Below are 17,549 nucleotides of genomic sequence, written 5' to 3'. Positions count from 1 at the left end.
CGGTCTAGGGGACCCGCACGATCTTGTGGCGGATGTACTCCTCCCCGATTCTCATGGTGCGGTCGAGGTCAGCGATGAGGTCTGCTTCGGCCTTGAAGGAGGCAACGAAGTAGTGACCTTCCTTGAGATGGTTGATCTCGTAGGCCAGACGACGCCGGCCCCACTGATCGATCTTGGCCATCTCACCTCGGGTCTGAATGACCTTGGTTAGCTTATCGACCGCCTGCTGAATATCTGCTTCTTCCAGCCTCGGGTCGACGATGACCACAGCCTCGTAGTTGCGCATATTGGATTACTCCTTTGGACATCCGGTGAACCGGAAGGCCCCGTTTGGCGTGCGTCCGGCAACATAGGCCGGCGCTTTGGGGGCAGGGATTCCTACAAGTGTCTGTTGGAAATCGTAGCAGTGCCTGGTTGAAGCGTCCATCGAGAGCAACTATAGGCAGGGGGTATGACATCAGTCTCCACCCGATTGGGCAGGCCGGGAAGAAATCTCTAACTAATTGCTCCGGACGGCTCCTGGGGTCCTGCGGGGAGCTCATCCGGCGCCGCCGGCACGAGGCGGATCGCTTTGGTCGCCTGCCAGAACAGCACGCACAGGACGATGGCTCGGGCAATCACCGCCACCTCCAGCAGGGCCCGCCAGCCGGGGTCCGGCTGGTCGAACTGGGTGAACCACCCGAACCCGGATACGAGCACCGCGAACTCGGCGAAGAAGTAGGCGAGGATCCACCTGACCCGGATGTCGAGCATCACCAGCATCGGCACCGCCCAGAGGGCGTACTGGGGCGAGTAGACCTTGGACGTGATCAAAAAGGCGACCACAACTCCGAGCCCGGCGGCCACAACCGGGAACCCCTCCGGCTCGCCGCGCCGCATCCAGCCCCGCACCAGCTGGAACCCGGTTCCCAAGGCGAACAGCCCGAAGCTGGTCAGGCTCACGAAACCGGTGTAGTCGCCGCCCCACCAGGGGTTCAGCTGCAGGCCGTCGACCCGGTCCCCGAGCCAGTACCAGATCGTCCAGATGTCGGGGCCGCGCTCGGCGTGGAACAGCCAGACCCCGAGCCAGCCGTTGGTGTCCGGGTCCCGAAGGTCGACACCGGGAAACTGTTCCGCCAGGCCGTGGGGATCCCCCCCGCCGGCGACGATCCAGGGGACGTTTAGCAGCGCATAGACCGCAGCAAAACCCCCGACGACCTTCAGCGACCCCCGCCAATCTCTCTCCGCCCACCGGGCAAGCACCACGCCCGGGGCGAGGAACGCCGGATAGAGCTTTGCGCTGGCGCCGGCGGCCAGGGCCCCGCCCGCCAGGCCCAGCCGGTTTCGCTCGTAGGACGCCAGCCCCCAAGCCGCCCCCCAGACCGCAAGGATGTCCCAGTTGTGGAAGGTGTAGAGGATGGTCGGAGCGCCCACCGCCCACAACGCCAGGCGGCCGGCGGTAACCCGGGGCCGCAGCAGCAGCGTCACCGCCAGCGAGAACGGGGCGAGCAGAATCGACGACACGATCAGGTAGGAGCGGTCGTCGTTGTTTGGTGCAAGGCCGATGTCGACCAGGCCGCGCAGTATCCTCCCGGCGACATCCATGAACATCCCCGTGAGCACCGGGTACTCGAACGCGGTGTCCCGGTAAGGGAGCAGGCCCGCCTGGATGCCCCGCACCCCGAACAGCGCCTGGATCTCGTTGTAGCAGAGATGCGTGTACTGGTAGCCGTCGCCCCATCCGTTGGCTACGCACTGGAACTTGAGGCCGAAGGCGGCCACCAGGCCGAACGCCGCCATCCCCAGAGCCAGACCCAGCGGGGCCTGCCTCAGCCACCGATCTTGCCCGCTCAACTTTCGACCCCCTTCCCACGTTCGAGCACGAACACCACCATCCTCCCGTTGGTGGTGCGGCTGAGCGGGAGCCCGTCGACCGGTTTCGCCTCTGCCCCGGCCCACGGGCCGCCGGCCGATCGATCGGTGTGAAGCACGACCGTCCGGACCCCGAGGCCCTGCAGTCTCTCGACCGAGGCGCGGTCGGGGAAGTTCGCCGTCTCCCGGCGCAGGTCCTGCTGGAGGCGGGGCGTGAAGCCCGAGTAGCCGTTCACGATCTCGGGAAACCCGTCGAGCGACCAGAACATGTACTGGACATCGCTGAAGTCGTCCGACGGCAGGTGAAGCTGCGGACCCGCCTCGGGGAACCGGCGCACCTCCGGGGAGACCAGGTCCCCGGCCGGCCTCCCCAGACCCTCGGCCAGCAGCGCCACGGTGAGCAGCGCCGGCAAGGCAAGCGCCAGTGCCGCTTGCGGCCGGCCTGCGCGGGCTCTCCCCACCGCCCCCCGGACCAGCCCCTCCGCCCCCGCTCCGGCAAGCAGGGCCAGCGCCAGCGAGGTCAGGGTGAACAGCCTGCCGGGCGTTCGGATCGACTCCCAGCCGGGCAGCCGGTACAGGATTCCGTAGGTGAGCGCACCGTCGAAGAACTCGAAACCCATGGCCAGCACCGCAGCCCCCACCGCGGCCACACCCAGTCCCGCCCGCCACCTGCGGGAGAGGACCGGGATCACGAGGCCGGCAAGTGCCAGGAGCAGGACCGTCGCCCCGGGGAACAGGGCCATCTCCGGCGCCCAGTTGACCTTCTCCCGCCCGGCGCCGGTGGCTTCGCCCCACAGGACGCTCTCCGGCGGCGCCAGCAGGAAGCTGCGGGCGGGCGGGGAGTAGAAGCGGACCGTGGCTTCGTCCCGCCGGGCCTCCGGGTGCTCCTCGACCACCTTCAGGTAGGGCATCGCCTGCAGCCCGGACCAGACGACCAGCAGCGCCAGCCCAGCTGCAGTCGCTACCAGCAGCCGCCGGGGAACCTCGGGCCGGGCGCGCCACCAGTACGCGCCCGAGGCCAGTCCAAGCAGCCCCAGCAGGTAGGCCAGGGGCAGTCCTAGGGTGAACCCGAGGCTGACCTGCCAGGTGGCGGCGGCGAACCCGGCGAACACCAGGCCCGGCCGGGCCCTCCGGTAGCCTCGCAGCAGCAGGAACAGGCACAGCGGGATCGGCGCGCTCGCCAGAACGTGCAGGTGGTTGTGGTGGGCCAGGCGCCATGGGGCGAAGGCGAAGGCGGCCCCGGCGACGATCGCCGCCGGCCACCCGGCGCCCAGCTCCCTCGCCAGCAGCGCCGCCGCGGTGAAGGCCGCGGCGTAGGTGAACAGGAACAGCAGGTTATAGCGGACCAACGCAGCCCCCGGCCCGGACCCGATTGCGCCGGCCGGGGTGAAGCCGAGCAGCGCGTCGGAGAACGCCACCGAGTTCTCCAGCGGCCAGAACGCGTTGGAGTCGAAGAAGTCGAACGGTTGGGTCAGCAGGGCATGCCCGTTCCACGCCACCTGCCAGCTCTGGAACATCCGGTCGGCCGAGTCGCCGGGAACCCGGTCCAGGTTGGCGGCGAGGGAGGGGTTCATCGCCAGCGCCAGGGCGCAGCCGAGCAGTGCCAGAAGGACGAGCGGGCGCCGTCCCAGGTCCGGGGATCGCACGGCAGTGCGGAAACCGGCCGCCGTTGCCTGGGGGCCGTCGGAGATGGGTTGCCCCTAGAGGAAGGCGGTCCGGAAGCCGGCCACCACCAGGCGGACGGTTACAACGCCCGCCACGAAGAAGCTGAACCACGCTACCGGGGGCAGCAGCTTGGGCAGAAGGATCTCCGACTTCGAGTAGCGGCTGTGTCCGGGCGGTTCCAGCCGCAGCGTGTGCTCGCTGCCGACGAAGGCCAGGGTGACCATCGCCGCCATGCCGGCTCCGTAGATCAGCCAAATCGAGTTGATGAGCTCCACCGGGATGCCGGCCTCCCCTACCTCGCCTGCGCCGGTCACGAATGACGACGCCAGGGCGGCGATGTACGCGAGCCCCAGCATTCCGGCCGCCCCCGACAGGTAGGGCAGGCCCTCCTCGGGCGGCTTGATCGAGTTGAGGCGGGTGGACATCGCGGCCCACACCCCCGGGAAGACGAGGGCCGCCAGGGCCATCAGCGGCCCGGTCGGCAGGGTCAGCAGGGTCAGCAGCGACAACGGCAGGATGGCCACGAGCCAGGTCGACGCGACCCGCTCCCCCATGACCAGCGCAGTTCCGGCAAGCCCGAGCACGATGACCCCGGCCAGGTCGGTGCCCAGCCCGGCAGCCACTGCGAGCACCCCTCCTGCCAGCGAGAGGGCCGCCAGGTTGGAGTGCGAGCTGTAAGCGGCCGCTCCCCACAACAAGATCCCTCCGACCACCAGCACCGCGGCCCCCTGGCCGCCCACCCAGTAGGCCAGCATCGCCCCCTGCCACCAGGGGATCGAGACAAGGCCGCCCTCCTTCGGGTCGTCGACGTCGGCTGCGACTCCCAGCCGCAGGATCGCGGCGGCTGCGGCCAGCCCCGCCCCCGAACCCCAGCCGCCCACCTCGGGCAGGGTCCACAGCGCGGTCTTGCTCTGGAAGATCGAGAAGGCGATGGCCAGGAAGATGTCGGACAGCGCCATGATCAGGAAGGGAGTCGCCTCCAGCCGGTGGCGGGCGACGCCGATTCCGAGAACGATTGTCGGGATGAGGAACATCACCAGGAACACGACGGACGGTTCTCGGCCGATCGCCAGCGCCCAGAACAGCAGCGCCGGCCCGAAGAACGGCGCGTACCGGCGGAGGTTCGCAAAAGACAGGGTGCCGAACGTGATGGCGGCAGCCACCGGGAACAGGATCATCATTTTATAAAAGCCGACACGATCATCGCGCCCATCGCCAGCACGCCGGAGCCGGCGGCAAACGCCCACTGGGCGGAGTGCCCGACGAAGCGGCGGCAGTAGGAGACCCCACCGACCGCCAGCATCGTCACCAAAAAGGAGATCATCGCCGTCAGGAAGCTGCCCCCGGTTATCGGGCCGGCCACCAGTGCCCCGAGCGACGGGCCCCAGACCACAGCCGACACCGCGGTGGCGGCCAGGGCGCTTTCCCCCCAGCGGGCGATCGAGTCGATCGCGTCGTTCGCCTCGCTAACCGGGCGGGCGAGCTTCAGCTGCCCCTCGGACCAGCCGCAGGCCGCCGCCAAGCCTGCGATGAGAGCCACCCACATCGCAGCCGAGACGGCCGCTCCCGACGCCACGGGCGACGGGCCCAGCGCCGTCTGCGCCGCCAGTGCGTCCACCAGATCCATGCTGTTCACGTGCAGCGGTAGAGCCAGGATGGCCCAGGTGAGGGCCAGGAACCACCCGTGGGCGGGCGTCCAGCCGCCCAGTCCGGTCTCGGAAGCGTTGGACAGAAAGGCCCGGGCCACCATGCAAGCCACCAGCGAGCCGATCAAAACCATGATGTTGGCCGGAATGAGGCCCAGGGCCGCCGGTATGCCCACGAAGACGCCGAAGGGGATGAGAGCGAAGATGCCCCGGCCCTGCGGCGTGTCGAACGACGCCTTGTTCCGGGCACGGGCCAACAACTGCTCCCGGTCGGCCCATTCCGGTGAGGAAACGGCCGAAACCAGCAGGAGCACGAAGGTGGCGAAGGGGGCGAGTAAGAATCCGATGGGCCGTACTTTAGTCCACCGGGGCGGCGTCACTCTACTTTTGGCGGGACGGCCGGCCGAACGGCTCAGTCCCGGGAGGTTGCCTTCCGGCGGGGCCTGGTGCGCTTCTCCTGGAAACGTTTGCCCATCAGATAGCAGGCGGCCAGGTGGTTCCACTCACAGTCGACGCACACCTCTACCGCGTAGCAGCGGAACTCGTCGTACTTCTCGTTGAGCTCCAGCTCCCAGTCCTTCGGGTAGACCGCCCGGCCGGAGAGGTGACCCAGCTCCTGGCCGTAGACGAAACGGACCTGTTTCAGGGAGTCCGCCTTGCACACCGGGCACGGGCGTTCGATGTCCAGGCCGATGTTGCGCGCTACCCGGATCAGCTCGGGGTGAGCGTCGCAGACGTCCATCCGGTCAAGGGATCCTCGACGGAGTCCCTCGAGGACAGACCGTTTGGCGATTGTGTAGTCGACAAAGCCCTGCATGGTTGAGCAATTGTACGCGAGGGCCGCGACAAAGCCCATTTCACGGTGTCGCTGCGGAGCGAACTTGAGGTAACTACTGATTGACACCCGCTCGACATAGCGGTTAGATATATCGGACCGATATATCGAGGAGATACGTTCCCATGATTGAGATGGCAATTCTCGGCCTTCTGAAGGACCGAGCGATGCACGGGTACGAACTCAAGAAGGAGCTCACCGCCCAGCTCGGTCAATTCTGGCAGGCGTCATACGGGAGCCTGTATCCATCGGTGCGCCGCCTGGAGAAGAACGGGATGGTCGAGCGTTACTACCCGAAGGAGGAAGTGACCCGCCGCAAGAACATCTACCGGATCACGCCGCAGGGCGAAGAGCTGTTCACCAGCCGTCTCTGCGAACGCACGCCGGTGGTGGACGATGCGCGCTTCGGCGTCCGCTTCGCGTTTTTCCGTTACATGGAGTGCAGCGACCGCGTCGACCTTCTGGAGCGCCGCCGGGCGTACCTCGCCGACAGCGTGGCGGATCTGAAGGAAAAACTCCGGTCGTACAAGGAGAAGATCGACGATTACACCTACCGCCTCATGGAGCACCGGGTCGACACCACCCGGGCCGACATCGAGTGGATCGATCGCTTGATCGCTGAGGAGAAGCTCAACATCACAACCAACCTAAAAGGCAAAACCGCCAACTAAATCCATATGCTTTTTTAAGGAGCTATACAGATGACAAGCAAGATCCGTGTGGGGATTGTCGGGGCCGGGAACTGCGCCTCCGCATTGGTGCAGGGAATCGAGTTCTATCGGGGCGCCACCGAAGCCGACGAGCTTCCCGGACTCATGCACCTCAACATCGGCCGTTACCACGTGTCCGACGTGGAGTTCTCCTGCGCTTTCGACGTGGACGCACTGAAGGTGGGCGCCGACCTGTCGAAGGCACTGTTCACCGAGCCCAATAACACCATCAGATTTGCCGACGTCCCCGATCTGGACGTCACGGTATCCCGGGGCCCGACGCTCGACAGCCTGGGCTACTACTACCAGCAGAAGATCACCGAGTCCCCGGAGGAGCCGGTCGACGTGGTCAAGGTACTCAGGGAGACCGACACCCAGGTCCTGGTCAACTACCTGCCCGTTGGCAGCGAGGAGGCCGCACGGTTCTACGCCGAGGCAGCGCTCGAGGCCGGAGTCGCCTTCGTCAACTGCATGCCGGTGTTCATCGCTTCCGACCCGGTATGGGCCCGGCGTTTTGCCGACGCAGGAGTGCCGATCATCGGCGACGACATCAAGAGCCAGGTCGGCGCCACCATTATCCACCGGATGCTCGCCCGCCTGTTCGAGGACCGCGGGGTCAAGATCGACCACACCTACCAGCTCAACTTCGGCGGCAACATGGACTTCATGAACATGCTGGAGCGCACCCGCCTGGTGTCGAAGAAGAAGTCCAAGACCCAGTCGGTCCAGTCCCAGCTTGCCCGGGAGCTGCAGCCGGACGACGTCCACATCGGTCCGTCGGACCACGTGCCGTGGCTCAACGACCGCAAGTGGGCCCACATCCGACTCGAAGGCCGGGAGTTCGGAGACGTTCCGATCTCGGTCGACCTGAAGCTCGAGGTCTGGGACTCCCCCAACTCGGCCGGCATCGTGATCGACGCCATCCGTTGTCTGAGGGTTGCCCAGGACGCCGGAATCGGGGGACCGCTGCTCGGCCCCAGCAGCTACTTCATGAAGTCGCCGCCCGAGCAGTACTCCGACGACATCGCCCGCCAGAGGGTGGCCGAGTTCATCGAGACCACCGTCCCGCTGGCGGTAGGCGCCGAGAGTAACGCCGGCTAAGCCGGCTTGCGGGCCAGGAGCAGCAACTCCGGGTGCTCGAAGGTCGGGATGTCCGCCCCGAAAGCCCCCGGGGCGATGCCGTTAACGATTTCCGGGTCCAGTCCGGCGCCGTTGGCGATCCACTCGAGCTCGCGCGGTGTGTAGCACGAGCTCCACATCGCCAGGTCCTTAGTGCTGCCGTCCGCGCCGGGGACGTCCTTCATGGTCCGGCGAAACAGTGAGGTCACCGGGTCGAACTCGGACCGGTCCCCCACCCGGTTGAGCACGTAGAAGGTGTTGGGCGCCGCAACCGCCGCGTGCCCGCCCGGCTTCAGCGCCGCAGTCATGCCCCGCAGGATCTTGAGGTCGTCGAGCCCCAGTCCGAACGCCCCCTCGCAGATGCTTATCGCTACGTCGAACTCGTCCTCGAACGGCAGCGCCAGGGCGTCCATCTCGAAGAACGACACCGGGGCCCCCGCCTCGGAGGCCCGCTCCCGGGCGATGCCGAGGAACGTCGACGAGATGTCGATCCCCACCACCTGGACCCCCCGCTTGGCGAACTCCACCGCATGCCGGCCCGGGCCGGTGCCCACGTCCAGCAGGCGGGCGCCCGGCGTGAGGCTGAGCGCGTTGTAGAGGAAGTCGACCTCCTGTTCGGTCCCCTGGGCGAACTCGAAACCCAGGTAGGCGCTGCCCAGGTGGTCGGCAACCGTCGTGTACCAGTTCTTATCCGGCGGCTTCGGCCCGCTCACGCCTTCGGCCTCTGGGCGTACCAGGCATCCAGCCGGCGGTAGGCCTCCTCTTTTGGAATCTCCCCCTCGTCCAGGCGCACCTCCATGAGGAAGTCCAGTGCCTCGCCGACGGTGCGGCTCGGTTTGAGGTCCAGGTGCTCCATGACCTCGTTGCCGTCCAGCGCCGGCCGCAGCTGCTTCAGCTCCTCGCGGGTGCCGAGCTCGGCGATCCACGCCTCCAGGTCGTCCATCCGCTTGTCCAGCTGCGCCGCCTTGCGCGGGTTGCGGGTCGTGCAGTCGGAGCGGACCAGCGTGTTGAGGGTCTTCAGCAGGGGCCCGGCGTCCCGCACGTAGCGGCGCACCGCCCGGTCGGTCCACCCCAGGCGAAAGGTGTGGAAGCGAAGGTGGAGGTAGACCAGGGTCTTGACCTCCTCGATGATCCGTGTCGGGAACCGCAGCTCCTTCATCCGGGCCTCGGTCATCTGGGCCCCCACGACCTCGTGGTGGTGGAAGGTCACCCCCTTCGGGGTTATCTCGCGGGTGCGGGGCTTGCCGATGTCGTGGAGCAGGGCCGCCAGCCGCAACACCAGGTCGGGCCCGTCCTTCTCCGCCGAGATCGCGTTGTCCAGCACCGCCAGCGTGTGGTGGAAGACGTCTTTGTGGCGGTGGATCGGATCCTGTTCCAGCTTGAGGCCCGGCAGCTCGGGCAAGAACTCGCCGGCCAGCCCGGCGTCGGTGGCCATCTCCAGCGCCCGGCTGACCGAGGGGCCGAGCATCAGTTTGCAGAACTCGTCCCGGATGCGCTCCTTGGACACGATCGACAGCCGGTCGTGCATCTCCTCCACCGCCCGGATGACCTCCCCGTCGATCTCGAATCCGAGGGTCGAGGCGAACCGGAAGGCCCGGAGCATCCGCAGCGGGTCGTCGGAGAACGAGATCCTGGGGGCGAGGGGGGTCCGGAGGCGCCTGGCCACCAGGTCGGAGATCCCGTCGAACGGGTCGACCAGTTCGACCTCGGGCAGGGCGATCGCCATGGTGTTGACCGTGAAGTCCCTCCTGGACAGGTCGGTCTCCAGGCTGTCCCCGAACTCCACCGTCGGGTTCCGGGAGGCGGGGTCGTAGGACTCTCTCCGGAAGGTGGTGACCTCAACCCGGGAGCCCGCCTTCTCCACGCCGATGGTCCCGAACTCCATGCCCGAGGTCCAGGGGACCGATCCGCCCCAGCCCTTCAGCAGGCGCAGGGTGTCCTCCGGCCGGGCGTCGGTGGCAAAGTCCAGGTCCGCCTCTTCGAGATCGAGGCCGGGAAGATCAACTTCAGCCTCCAGCCGTTGGAGGTTCAAAATTGCGTCGCGCACCCAGCCGCCGACCAGCCACAGGCCGAACCCGGCGTCGCGAAAGCGGCCCGCCAGGTCCAGGGCAAGAGGGGGGATGGATTCTGCAGTCAGCGTGGCCATACCGGGCAAGAATAGTGCCAGTGCCCGGGCGGGCCGATTCCCGGCCGGTGCTATGCCCGCCTTTGGGTATCGGGAATACTGTTCTAAGGATGTTAAGCGCCCGGGCACTGCCTCTTACGATAGTTGCCGTCCTCATCACGGTCGTCTCAGGCATCCCCGCCGCGTGGGCCCAGACCCCCTCGGTGTCACCCTCCCCCAGCCGGGAGGCCGATCTCGAGTCGACGCTCGTGGACTTTCCGGTGTCGGTCGGACCGGCCGACTCCCTCACCGTCGGCCTGGAGGTCAGGAACAACGGAAGCCGGGCGGCCGGCGAGCTCGAGGTCGCCCTGACGATCTTCCAGGGGGTCACCAGCCGGTCCCATCTGGAGCAGACCTTCCAGAACCGCCTCGGCACCACGCTGGCGGTCGACACAATCCCGATTGAAGGCACGATCCAGCCGCGCACCACCCGGCGAATCGAGATCGCCAAACCGCTCGCCGAGCTGGCCAAGTTCCGCAACTCAACCCAGGACCGCGCCTACCCGGTGCGGGTGATCGTGCGGTCGGGACGCGTCTCCTCCAACGCGATCAACACCCACATGGTGTTTTTTCACGAACCACCGGAGAAGCCCCTCGGCCTCAGCCTGGTCATCCCCCTGCACTCGCCGTCGGCGTACACCGACGGAAGCCGGCCGGACCTGGTCACCAGCAACTCCCTGGAGCGCTCCATCGACGGCGGCAGGCTCAGCCGCATCCTGGACGCACTGGAGGCCCACCCGGACATGCCCGTCACCCTTGCGCCGAGCGGGCTGCTGCTCAGCATGCTTCAGGACATGGCGGACGGGTATCCGCGGGCAACCTCCGACGGGACCGTGGAGGTTCCGCCGGAGGACCCGCGGGCGCAGAGTGCGTTCGCCACGCTCGCCCGCCTGCAGAGCCTGGCCGCCCGGCCGAACACCCGGGTAATCACCACCACCTACTCACCCGCCTCCCTGCCGGCCTTCAACCGGTTCGGCCTCCAGCAGCTGGCGGCAACCCAGCTGGCGGAAGGCCGCAACGCGCTGCTGGCGGAGCCCCTCGGCCTGTTGCGTTCCGAGCCCCTGGACGGGTGGCTTCTGCCCACATTCGGGGACCTCGACCAGCCGACGCTCACCCAGCTCCACCGCTCCAACTTCAACAGCCTGATCATTTCCTCCCGTTCGCTGACCTCGTCCGACGACCCGTTCACCCGGGCCCTCCCGGTCAACCTCGAGGGAGGCCCCGGCTCGGCGACCGAAGGCCTCACCGGGCTGGAGACCGAGGCCCTGGTTGCCGACGCCGGGCTGGAGAACCAGATCAGGCGCAGCGGCGAGCTGGACACCATCGAGGCCCGCCAGCGCTTCGCCGCTGAGTCGGCGACCATCCACCTGGAAACCCCGGGACTGGTCCGCGCCGTCGTCGCAATAGCACCCCCCGACTGGGAGGCCAAGGGAAGCTCCGCATCCGGGCTACTGGACGTCGTCGCAACCGGTTCCTGGCTGAGGGAGACAACGCCGGATGCAATCACAGCCGAGCTGGAGCCTCCCGACCGGGAACAGGTGAGGCTTGCCGGCTCGGATGAGGTTCTGGAGAACGGCCCGGACCTGCCACCCGAGTCGTACTTCACCGCTTTGTCCTCGGCCCGCCGCGCAATCGAGCGGTACTCTGCGCTCGCTCCGCCCTCGTCCCGGATCGGCTCTCTATCCCGGCGCCTCCTGATAGCCGAGAGCACCGACTGGTGGTCCAGCAGGGCGCAGCTCAGCCGGGGCGTCTCGTTCGCCGAGTCGATCCCACCGTCGATCAATTCGGAGATGCGCAAGCTGCACGCCCCCTCGCCACAGACGATCACTCTCACCTCTAGGACCGGGGTCATCCCGCTGTCGGTGGGTTCCGGGCTCGGGTACCCGGTGGACGTGGTGCTGCGTGTCGACTCGGACAAGCTGCGGTTCCCCGATGGCAACCGGATAACAATCTCCAAGCTGCAGCCCCCGAACCAGACAATCCGGGTTCGTGCGATCACCCAGGCTTCCGGGACCTTCCCGCTGAACGTCCGGCTGTTCACCCCGGAAGGGACGCTCATCTCCGACAGCCAGCTGACCATCCGCTCGACGGCGTACAACGTGGTGGCCTTGTGGATCACCGCCGCCGCCGGGATCTTCATGGTCGGCTGGTGGTTCGTCGGGTGGCTGCGCCGGCGGCTCCCGCGCAGTCCGGGCGCCGAGGCTTCGACCGAAGAACCCGGCGAGCCCGGCGCAGGGGTCGATGAAGAAGCCGAACTCACCCCCGTAGCATTGGACCCGGACGAGCCGGCACCCGTAGCCTTCGAGGCGGACGAAGATGAATCGGTACCCTTTGAGCCGGACGAGCCGGTCCCGGTGGGTTTCGAGCCGGAGGACCCACTCTCGGTACCCTTTGAGCCGGACGAACCGGTCCCGGTGGGTTTCGAGCCGGAGGACCCGCTCTCGGTCCCCTTTGAGCCGGTCGAGCCGGTCCCGGTAGCTTTTGAGCCGGACGAGCCGGTCGGCGCCGCTCCCGAGCCGGAGGAACCCGGGGTCGCCCCGATCGCCGTAACCGTCCCAACTGAGGGCTCCGAGCAGCCCCCGGAATCCGGGTGAGCGAAAGCACGAACGTCGAAGCGACCGGCCGGGGCGCAGCAATCGCCACGCTCGGGACCGCCGCAAGCCGGGCCACAGGCCTGCTCCGGCTGGGCGCCACCACCTACGCCCTCGGCGTCACCGAAAGCCGGCTTGCCGACACCTACAACCTGGCGAACACCACCCCGAACATGATCCTCGAGCTGATCATCGGCGGGGTCCTGTCGTCGGTGCTGCTCCGCACCTACATAGAGGTCAAGGCCAAGGACGGCCAGGAGGAGGCCTGGAGGTTCATCCGGCGGGTTACCAAAGCCACAATGCTCCTGCTCGCAGCCATCGGGGCCCTGATGGTGCTGGCCTCACCGGCGATCTTCCGGCTCTACACAATCGGAGTCGAGGGTGGCGGCCGGGCGGCCCAGCAGGCGCTCGGCACGATGCTCCTGCAGCTGTTCGTGCCCCAGATCCTGTTCTACGGGCTCTCTTACATCTCAACCGGCGTGCTGAACGCCCACCGGCGGTTCGGGATACCGATGTTCGTCCCGGCGCTCAACAACCTGGCGGTCACCGCCAGCCTTTTGTGGTTTGCCGCCTCGATCCCGGAAACCCTCCGCACCCCGGACATGGTCCCGACCAAAGGGATCCTGATCCTCGGCCTGGGGACCACGGCGGGAGTTGCGATCCAGGGCATCCTCCCCTTCTTCTTCCTGCGCAGGATGGGCCTGAACCTCGGGCGCAGGGACGGTTTGAAAGATCCCCGGTTCGGCCGGCTGCTCAAGATGTCCAGCTTCATGGTCGGCTACGTCGCCACCAACATGCTCGGCCTTTGGGTCGCCCTGATCCTCGCCGGACGGGTCACCGGCGGGGTCGCCTCGTACCAGTACGCCTTCGTCTTCTTCCAACTGCCTCACGGACTGCTCGCGGTTTCGATCGCGACTGCGATCTTCCCGGCTATGACCGAGAAGGCCGTCGCCGGCAACTACGACGACTTCGCCAAAGAGCTCGCCCGGGGCCTTCGTGGGGTGGCCTACTTTGTGCTTCCTGCGGTTGCCGGCTACATCGCAATCGCCCCGCAGATAGTCGCCCTCCTGCTGGAGCACGGAGTGACGACCGAGGCGTCCACCGAGATGGTTTCCACGGTGCTCAGGGTGTGGGCCCCGGGCATATTTTTCTTCTCCACCTTCTACGTACTTCTTCGGGGCTTCTACGCCCTGGGCGACACCAAGACGCCGATGCTCGTCAACATCGCCGGCTTTGCCGTTAACGTGGGCTTCAACCTGGCGGTCGTCGCACTGGTCGACGACCCTCGGATGCAGATCGCCGGCCTGGCTGCCGGGCACGCAACCTCCTACGTGGTCGCCTCGGGGCTGGCGCTGAGAGCGATCTCCGGCAAGATCGGCGCGCGCCCCACCGACGGCTACTTTTCCGCCCTGGCGAAGATGGTCGTCGCCTCTGCTATCACCGGCGCAGGCGCATGGCTGGCCGCCCAGGGGGCCGCTTCGGTGGTCGACGGCTCCTCGGTAACGGGCCTTCTCCTGCAGGTATTAGCTGCCACTACCGCCGGGCTTTTGCTCTACGCTGGACTCAGCAAGGCATTGAGTCTGGAGGAAATGCGGTGGATCTCGACAATCGTCAAGCGGCGCCGCTGAACCCACCTGAAGGCGGCGCCTCCGAGGTCAAGCTGGCCGGGCGCTACCTGCTGACATCCAAGATCGCCCGCGGGGGTCTGGCCGACTTCTGGCGTTGCGAGGACGAGGTCCTTGGCCGTCCGGTGGCGGCGAAGATCCTCAGGCCGCACCTGGTGAGCGACCCGGCGATCAAACGTCTTTTCCGCAAGGAGGCGGTGGCGGCGGCACGGCTGACCCACTCCAACATCGTCTCGGTCTTCGACACCGGTGAACACGACGAGGCCCCCTTCATCGTCATGGAGTACCTCGGCGGCGGGAGCCTGCGCGACCGCCTGAACAGCGGGCCCCTGGAACCGGACGTGGTCGCCCAGATCGGGGCCGACGCCTGCGCCGCCCTGGGGCACGCCCACAAGGTGGGCATCGTCCACGGCAACATCCGCCCCGAGAACGTGCTGTTCACCGAGGGAGGCCACGTCAAGGTGTCGGACTTTGCTATCGCAAAGGCGGCGCTGGCCAACCCGCGCCTGACCGACCCGGACGGCACCTTCAGCTCGAGCGACTACGCCGCCCCCGAGCTCGCAAGCGGGGCCGAGGCGGACGCCCGCTCCGACCTGTACGCCCTGGCCGTGATCCTCTACGAGTGCCTGGTCGGGATGACCCCCAGCGCGGCCTCGCGGGCCGCCGCCGCCAAGCTCCCGCCGGGGGAGGAGCGTCCTCCCACGCCCAGCCCCAAAGATCTCCGCCCCGAAGTGCCCGACGACCTGGACATGGCCATCATCGGTTCCCTGCAGCGCAACCCCGCCGCCCGGTTCCAGACCGCCCGCGCCCTGGAGAGGGCGCTAAGGCCCCTGGCTGGGAGCCGGGCCGCTCCCCCGGCTGCTCCCGCTCCCGCGCCTCCACGGACCCGGAAGGCCCGCCCTTCCCCGCCGGCCGCCGGCGGCGGCGGAGGCGAAACCCAGCTGACCGGCGCCGCGCGTCCGGCACCGGCTCCCGCTCCGCAGGAGCTGAGCGATGTACCGCGGACACCGGCCCACCGGGCCAAGGGCGACTCGTTCCTCCGGACCGAGGGCCGGTGGCTGCTTCCTACCGTCCTGGTCATTGCGGCGGCGGCGGCAATCGTCTTCTCGATCCCCTCCCTTCGAACCGGGATCGGCAACGTGGTCGCTCCCCAGGAACAGGAGCAGGCTCAGCCGCTCGAGATCTCCCGGGTCCTTGCATACGACCCACCCCCGGGCGACGGTGAGGAGACCGCACGCCGGCTCCCCCAGGCGGTCGACGGGGACCCCGACACCTCCTGGGCAACGTCTTCGTACAGCCGGGCGAACTTCGGAGGTCTAAAAGACGGCGTAGGCATCTACTTCGACCTCGGCAGCGCCCGGGAGCTGTCCGGCATCAAGGTCACATCGGTCACGGGCGGCTGGCAGGCTTCGGTCCGGGTGTCGGACGACGGGGAGACCTGGAGCGACCCGGGGTCCTCGGTGACGGCCGGCGCCGACCACACCTTCGACACCGCCGTCGGCTCCCACCGCTACTGGATGATCTGGATCACCAGGCTGGTTCAGACCTCCGGCGAGGGCACCGCGGCCAACAACTGGGTGGTAGCAATTCGAGAGATCGAGCCGCTCGCCGCCGACTAGGGGCCCCGCCCTTCATAATCTGGCCCATGGCCAAGCGGGATCTGGAGCTTCAAAACGACGAGGCGCTGGTCACCGCCTTCGTCAAGACGGGGGACCAGGCTCCATTGGAGGTGCTGCTGGCCCGGCACGAGTCCCAGATCTTCGGTCTCGCCTACCGGATACTCGGGAACCGGGCGGACGCCCTCGACGCCACCCAGGACGTCTTTCTCACGGTGTTCCGCCGGGCCTCGTCCTTCCGCCACCAATCCGCGTTCACCACCTGGCTGTACCGGCTGACCACCAACGCGTGTCACGATATTGGGAGGCGGAAATCCCGCACCCCGGTCCCGATGGAAACCCTCCCCACCCAGCTGACCGGGACCGAACGGGAGGCCGACAACCGGCTGATCGTCGAGCAGGCGCTGCGGGGCCTTCCCGAGGACCAGCGGGTTCCGATCGTGATGCGGGACCTGTACGGGATGAGCTACGAGGAGATCGCCGCAGCCACCGGCGCGCCGGCCGGAACGGTGAAAAGCCGCATCGCCCGGGGCCGCATACGCCTGATCGAGCTGCTCGGGATGTCCGAGGACAGGGAACCGGGCGGCGGGCCCGGCCGTCTAACGGGGCAAGAATGAAAAACCACCTGGAACCGGAGTCGCTGAGCGCTTACCTGGACGGCGAGCTCGACGGCAGTGAAAAGGCGGCGGTCGAGCAGCACCTCGGCTCGTGCGCCGACTGCTCCGCGGTCCGGGCCAGGCTGGCCTCGGCTATGGGATCGGTTGCCGCACTCGGCCCGGTCACGATGACCGCCGACGAACACCGAGTCCTTAGGCAGGCCATCTTGAACTCGAGGCCGTCGGGCTCGCGAGCCCGACGGTTCAGCTTCCCCCAGTTCGCTCTGGCCGGTGGGCTGGTGATCGTCGCTTTCACCGCACTGGCATTCTCGTTTCTCAGGCCCGGGGAACGGGGCACCTCGCAAGACGCCCTGTCCGAGGCAGCCGCACCCAGCTTCAGATTTGAGTCCGGAGAGGAGGTCGACCGCACGGTGGCCGCCCTGCCCGAGGTGACGGCGGGCACGAAGCAGTACCGGGCCGGCGATGCCCCCCGCCGGGACGCCGACCAGAGTAAGGTCGAGGTCTTCACCGGCCCCGGCGCCGCTGGAGGCGCCACGCAAGGGGTGCCGGCACCCATGGCCCGATCCGAATCGCAGGACGATTCCGCCGGCAACGGCGCCCCCGAAGCACCCGCACCGGTGGCCGGGGCTCCCGTCCCGACTGGGGGAGGGTCCACGGCTCGAGGGTCCGGGTCGACCGATGAGGAGACTGCAACCACTCAGGACAGCGCATCGTCGCTTTTCAGCCCCCAGGCTGCCGACGAGTGTCTGGGTAAGGTGGTAAGCACCCAGGGCTACCCGATGATTCCACTTGTCGCCCGGGAGGCATCGTTCGAGGGCCGTCCGGCATGGTTGCTGGTTTTCGCGTGGAGCCCTGATGCATCGGGCGACGAACCTCTCGACCAGTGGCAAACCTGGCTGGTCGGCCCGGTCGACTGCCGGGACTTCAGCGGCCCCGAGCTCGCTTCCAAAGCGCTCTACCGCTCGTACTCACAGGCTCGGTAGACGGCGTCCGGTGTCGTTAGATTTCTTAACATTCCTGCAACGTAGTCCGTAACAAACAGGAAACAGTCGTCCGGTAACGTCCTCCCCACGCGGAAGCTTTTCGGCTGCCCGCCGTGAGAATCGAGAG

Annotated in this window: 15 protein-coding genes; 7 read left to right on the top strand and 8 right to left on the bottom strand. The window is 67.6% G+C overall.

Going from position 1 to position 17,549, the window contains the following annotated elements:
- Positions 1 to 4: 4 nt before the first annotated feature.
- The 6 genes from rpsF to VFV09_11370 all read right to left on the bottom strand — a co-directional run bounded on the left by rpsF (position 5) and on the right by VFV09_11370 (position 5,979).
- Positions 5 to 286 carry a 30S ribosomal protein S6 gene (rpsF, locus tag VFV09_11395; GenBank protein ID HEU4868321.1) on the bottom strand — a complete coding sequence of 94 codons (282 nt, stop codon included), beginning with the start codon at positions 284 to 286 and terminating at the stop codon, positions 5 to 7.
- Between the two features lie 209 nt (positions 287 to 495).
- Complete coding sequence (locus VFV09_11390) at positions 496 to 1,833, bottom strand: hypothetical protein (GenBank protein HEU4868320.1); 1,338 nt, start codon at positions 1,831 to 1,833, stop codon at positions 496 to 498.
- Positions 1,830 to 3,497 (bottom strand): hypothetical protein, encoded by a 1,668-nt coding sequence (locus VFV09_11385; GenBank protein ID HEU4868319.1) that lies wholly within the window; start codon positions 3,495 to 3,497, stop codon positions 1,830 to 1,832. Before VFV09_11385 ends, VFV09_11390 begins: the two co-directional genes overlap by 4 nt.
- A 54-nt stretch (positions 3,498 to 3,551) precedes the next feature.
- On the bottom strand, positions 3,552 to 4,694 hold the full coding sequence (locus VFV09_11380) for a hypothetical protein (protein HEU4868318.1): 1,143 nt from the start codon (positions 4,692 to 4,694) through the stop codon (positions 3,552 to 3,554).
- On the bottom strand, positions 4,694 to 5,419 hold the full coding sequence (locus VFV09_11375) for a hypothetical protein (GenBank protein ID HEU4868317.1): 726 nt from the start codon (positions 5,417 to 5,419) through the stop codon (positions 4,694 to 4,696). The genes VFV09_11380 and VFV09_11375 overlap by 1 nt, the downstream gene beginning before the upstream one ends.
- A gap of 155 nt (positions 5,420 to 5,574) precedes the next feature.
- Entirely contained in the window at positions 5,575 to 5,979 is a 405-nt protein-coding gene (locus VFV09_11370; protein ID HEU4868316.1) for a DUF5318 family protein, read from the bottom strand.
- Between the two features lie 143 nt (positions 5,980 to 6,122).
- On the opposite strand from VFV09_11370, the gene VFV09_11365 reads away from it, so the two are divergent.
- Entirely contained in the window at positions 6,123 to 6,668 is a 546-nt protein-coding gene (locus tag VFV09_11365) for a PadR family transcriptional regulator (GenBank protein ID HEU4868315.1), read from the top strand.
- Between the two features lie 30 nt (positions 6,669 to 6,698).
- On the top strand, positions 6,699 to 7,808 hold the full coding sequence (locus tag VFV09_11360; protein HEU4868314.1) for an inositol-3-phosphate synthase: 1,110 nt from the start codon (positions 6,699 to 6,701) through the stop codon (positions 7,806 to 7,808).
- On the opposite strand, the gene VFV09_11355 is transcribed toward VFV09_11360, so the two are convergent.
- Both VFV09_11355 and VFV09_11350 read right to left on the bottom strand, forming a co-directional pair.
- Positions 7,805 to 8,539, bottom strand: a complete 735-nt coding sequence (locus tag VFV09_11355; GenBank protein HEU4868313.1) for a class I SAM-dependent methyltransferase — start codon at positions 8,537 to 8,539, stop codon at positions 7,805 to 7,807. The genes VFV09_11360 and VFV09_11355 overlap by 4 nt on opposite strands.
- Complete coding sequence (locus tag VFV09_11350) at positions 8,536 to 9,972, bottom strand: CCA tRNA nucleotidyltransferase (GenBank protein HEU4868312.1); 1,437 nt, start codon at positions 9,970 to 9,972, stop codon at positions 8,536 to 8,538. Before VFV09_11350 ends, VFV09_11355 begins: the two co-directional genes overlap by 4 nt.
- An 89-nt stretch (positions 9,973 to 10,061) precedes the next feature.
- Here VFV09_11350 and VFV09_11345 point away from each other — a divergent pair, with 89 nt between their 5' ends.
- From VFV09_11345 to VFV09_11325, 5 genes are read left to right on the top strand one after another with little or no spacing between them, the layout of a single operon-like run.
- Entirely contained in the window at positions 10,062 to 12,584 is a 2,523-nt protein-coding gene (locus tag VFV09_11345; protein ID HEU4868311.1) for a DUF6049 family protein, read from the top strand.
- Positions 12,581 to 14,209: a murein biosynthesis integral membrane protein MurJ gene (gene murJ / locus VFV09_11340; protein HEU4868310.1), complete on the top strand. Its 1,629-nt coding sequence runs from the start codon at positions 12,581 to 12,583 to the stop codon at positions 14,207 to 14,209. The genes VFV09_11345 and murJ overlap by 4 nt, the downstream gene beginning before the upstream one ends.
- Positions 14,176 to 15,825: a protein kinase gene (locus VFV09_11335; GenBank protein HEU4868309.1), complete on the top strand. Its 1,650-nt coding sequence runs from the start codon at positions 14,176 to 14,178 to the stop codon at positions 15,823 to 15,825. The genes murJ and VFV09_11335 overlap by 34 nt, the downstream gene beginning before the upstream one ends.
- Positions 15,826 to 15,851: 26 nt before the next feature.
- Positions 15,852 to 16,439 (top strand): sigma-70 family RNA polymerase sigma factor, encoded by a 588-nt coding sequence (locus VFV09_11330; GenBank protein ID HEU4868308.1) that lies wholly within the window; start codon positions 15,852 to 15,854, stop codon positions 16,437 to 16,439.
- Positions 16,436 to 17,422 (top strand): zf-HC2 domain-containing protein, encoded by a 987-nt coding sequence (locus VFV09_11325; GenBank protein HEU4868307.1) that lies wholly within the window; start codon positions 16,436 to 16,438, stop codon positions 17,420 to 17,422. Before VFV09_11330 ends, VFV09_11325 begins: the two co-directional genes overlap by 4 nt.
- Positions 17,423 to 17,549: the final 127 nt, after the last annotated feature.

The sequence above is a fragment of the Actinomycetota bacterium genome (assembly GCA_035759705.1).
In the GTDB taxonomy this organism is placed as follows: Bacteria; Actinomycetota; CADDZG01; order JAHWKV01; family JAHWKV01; genus JAJCYE01.
Note: the sequence above shows the minus strand (reverse complement) of the source record. Positions and strands in the feature narration are given on the sequence as shown.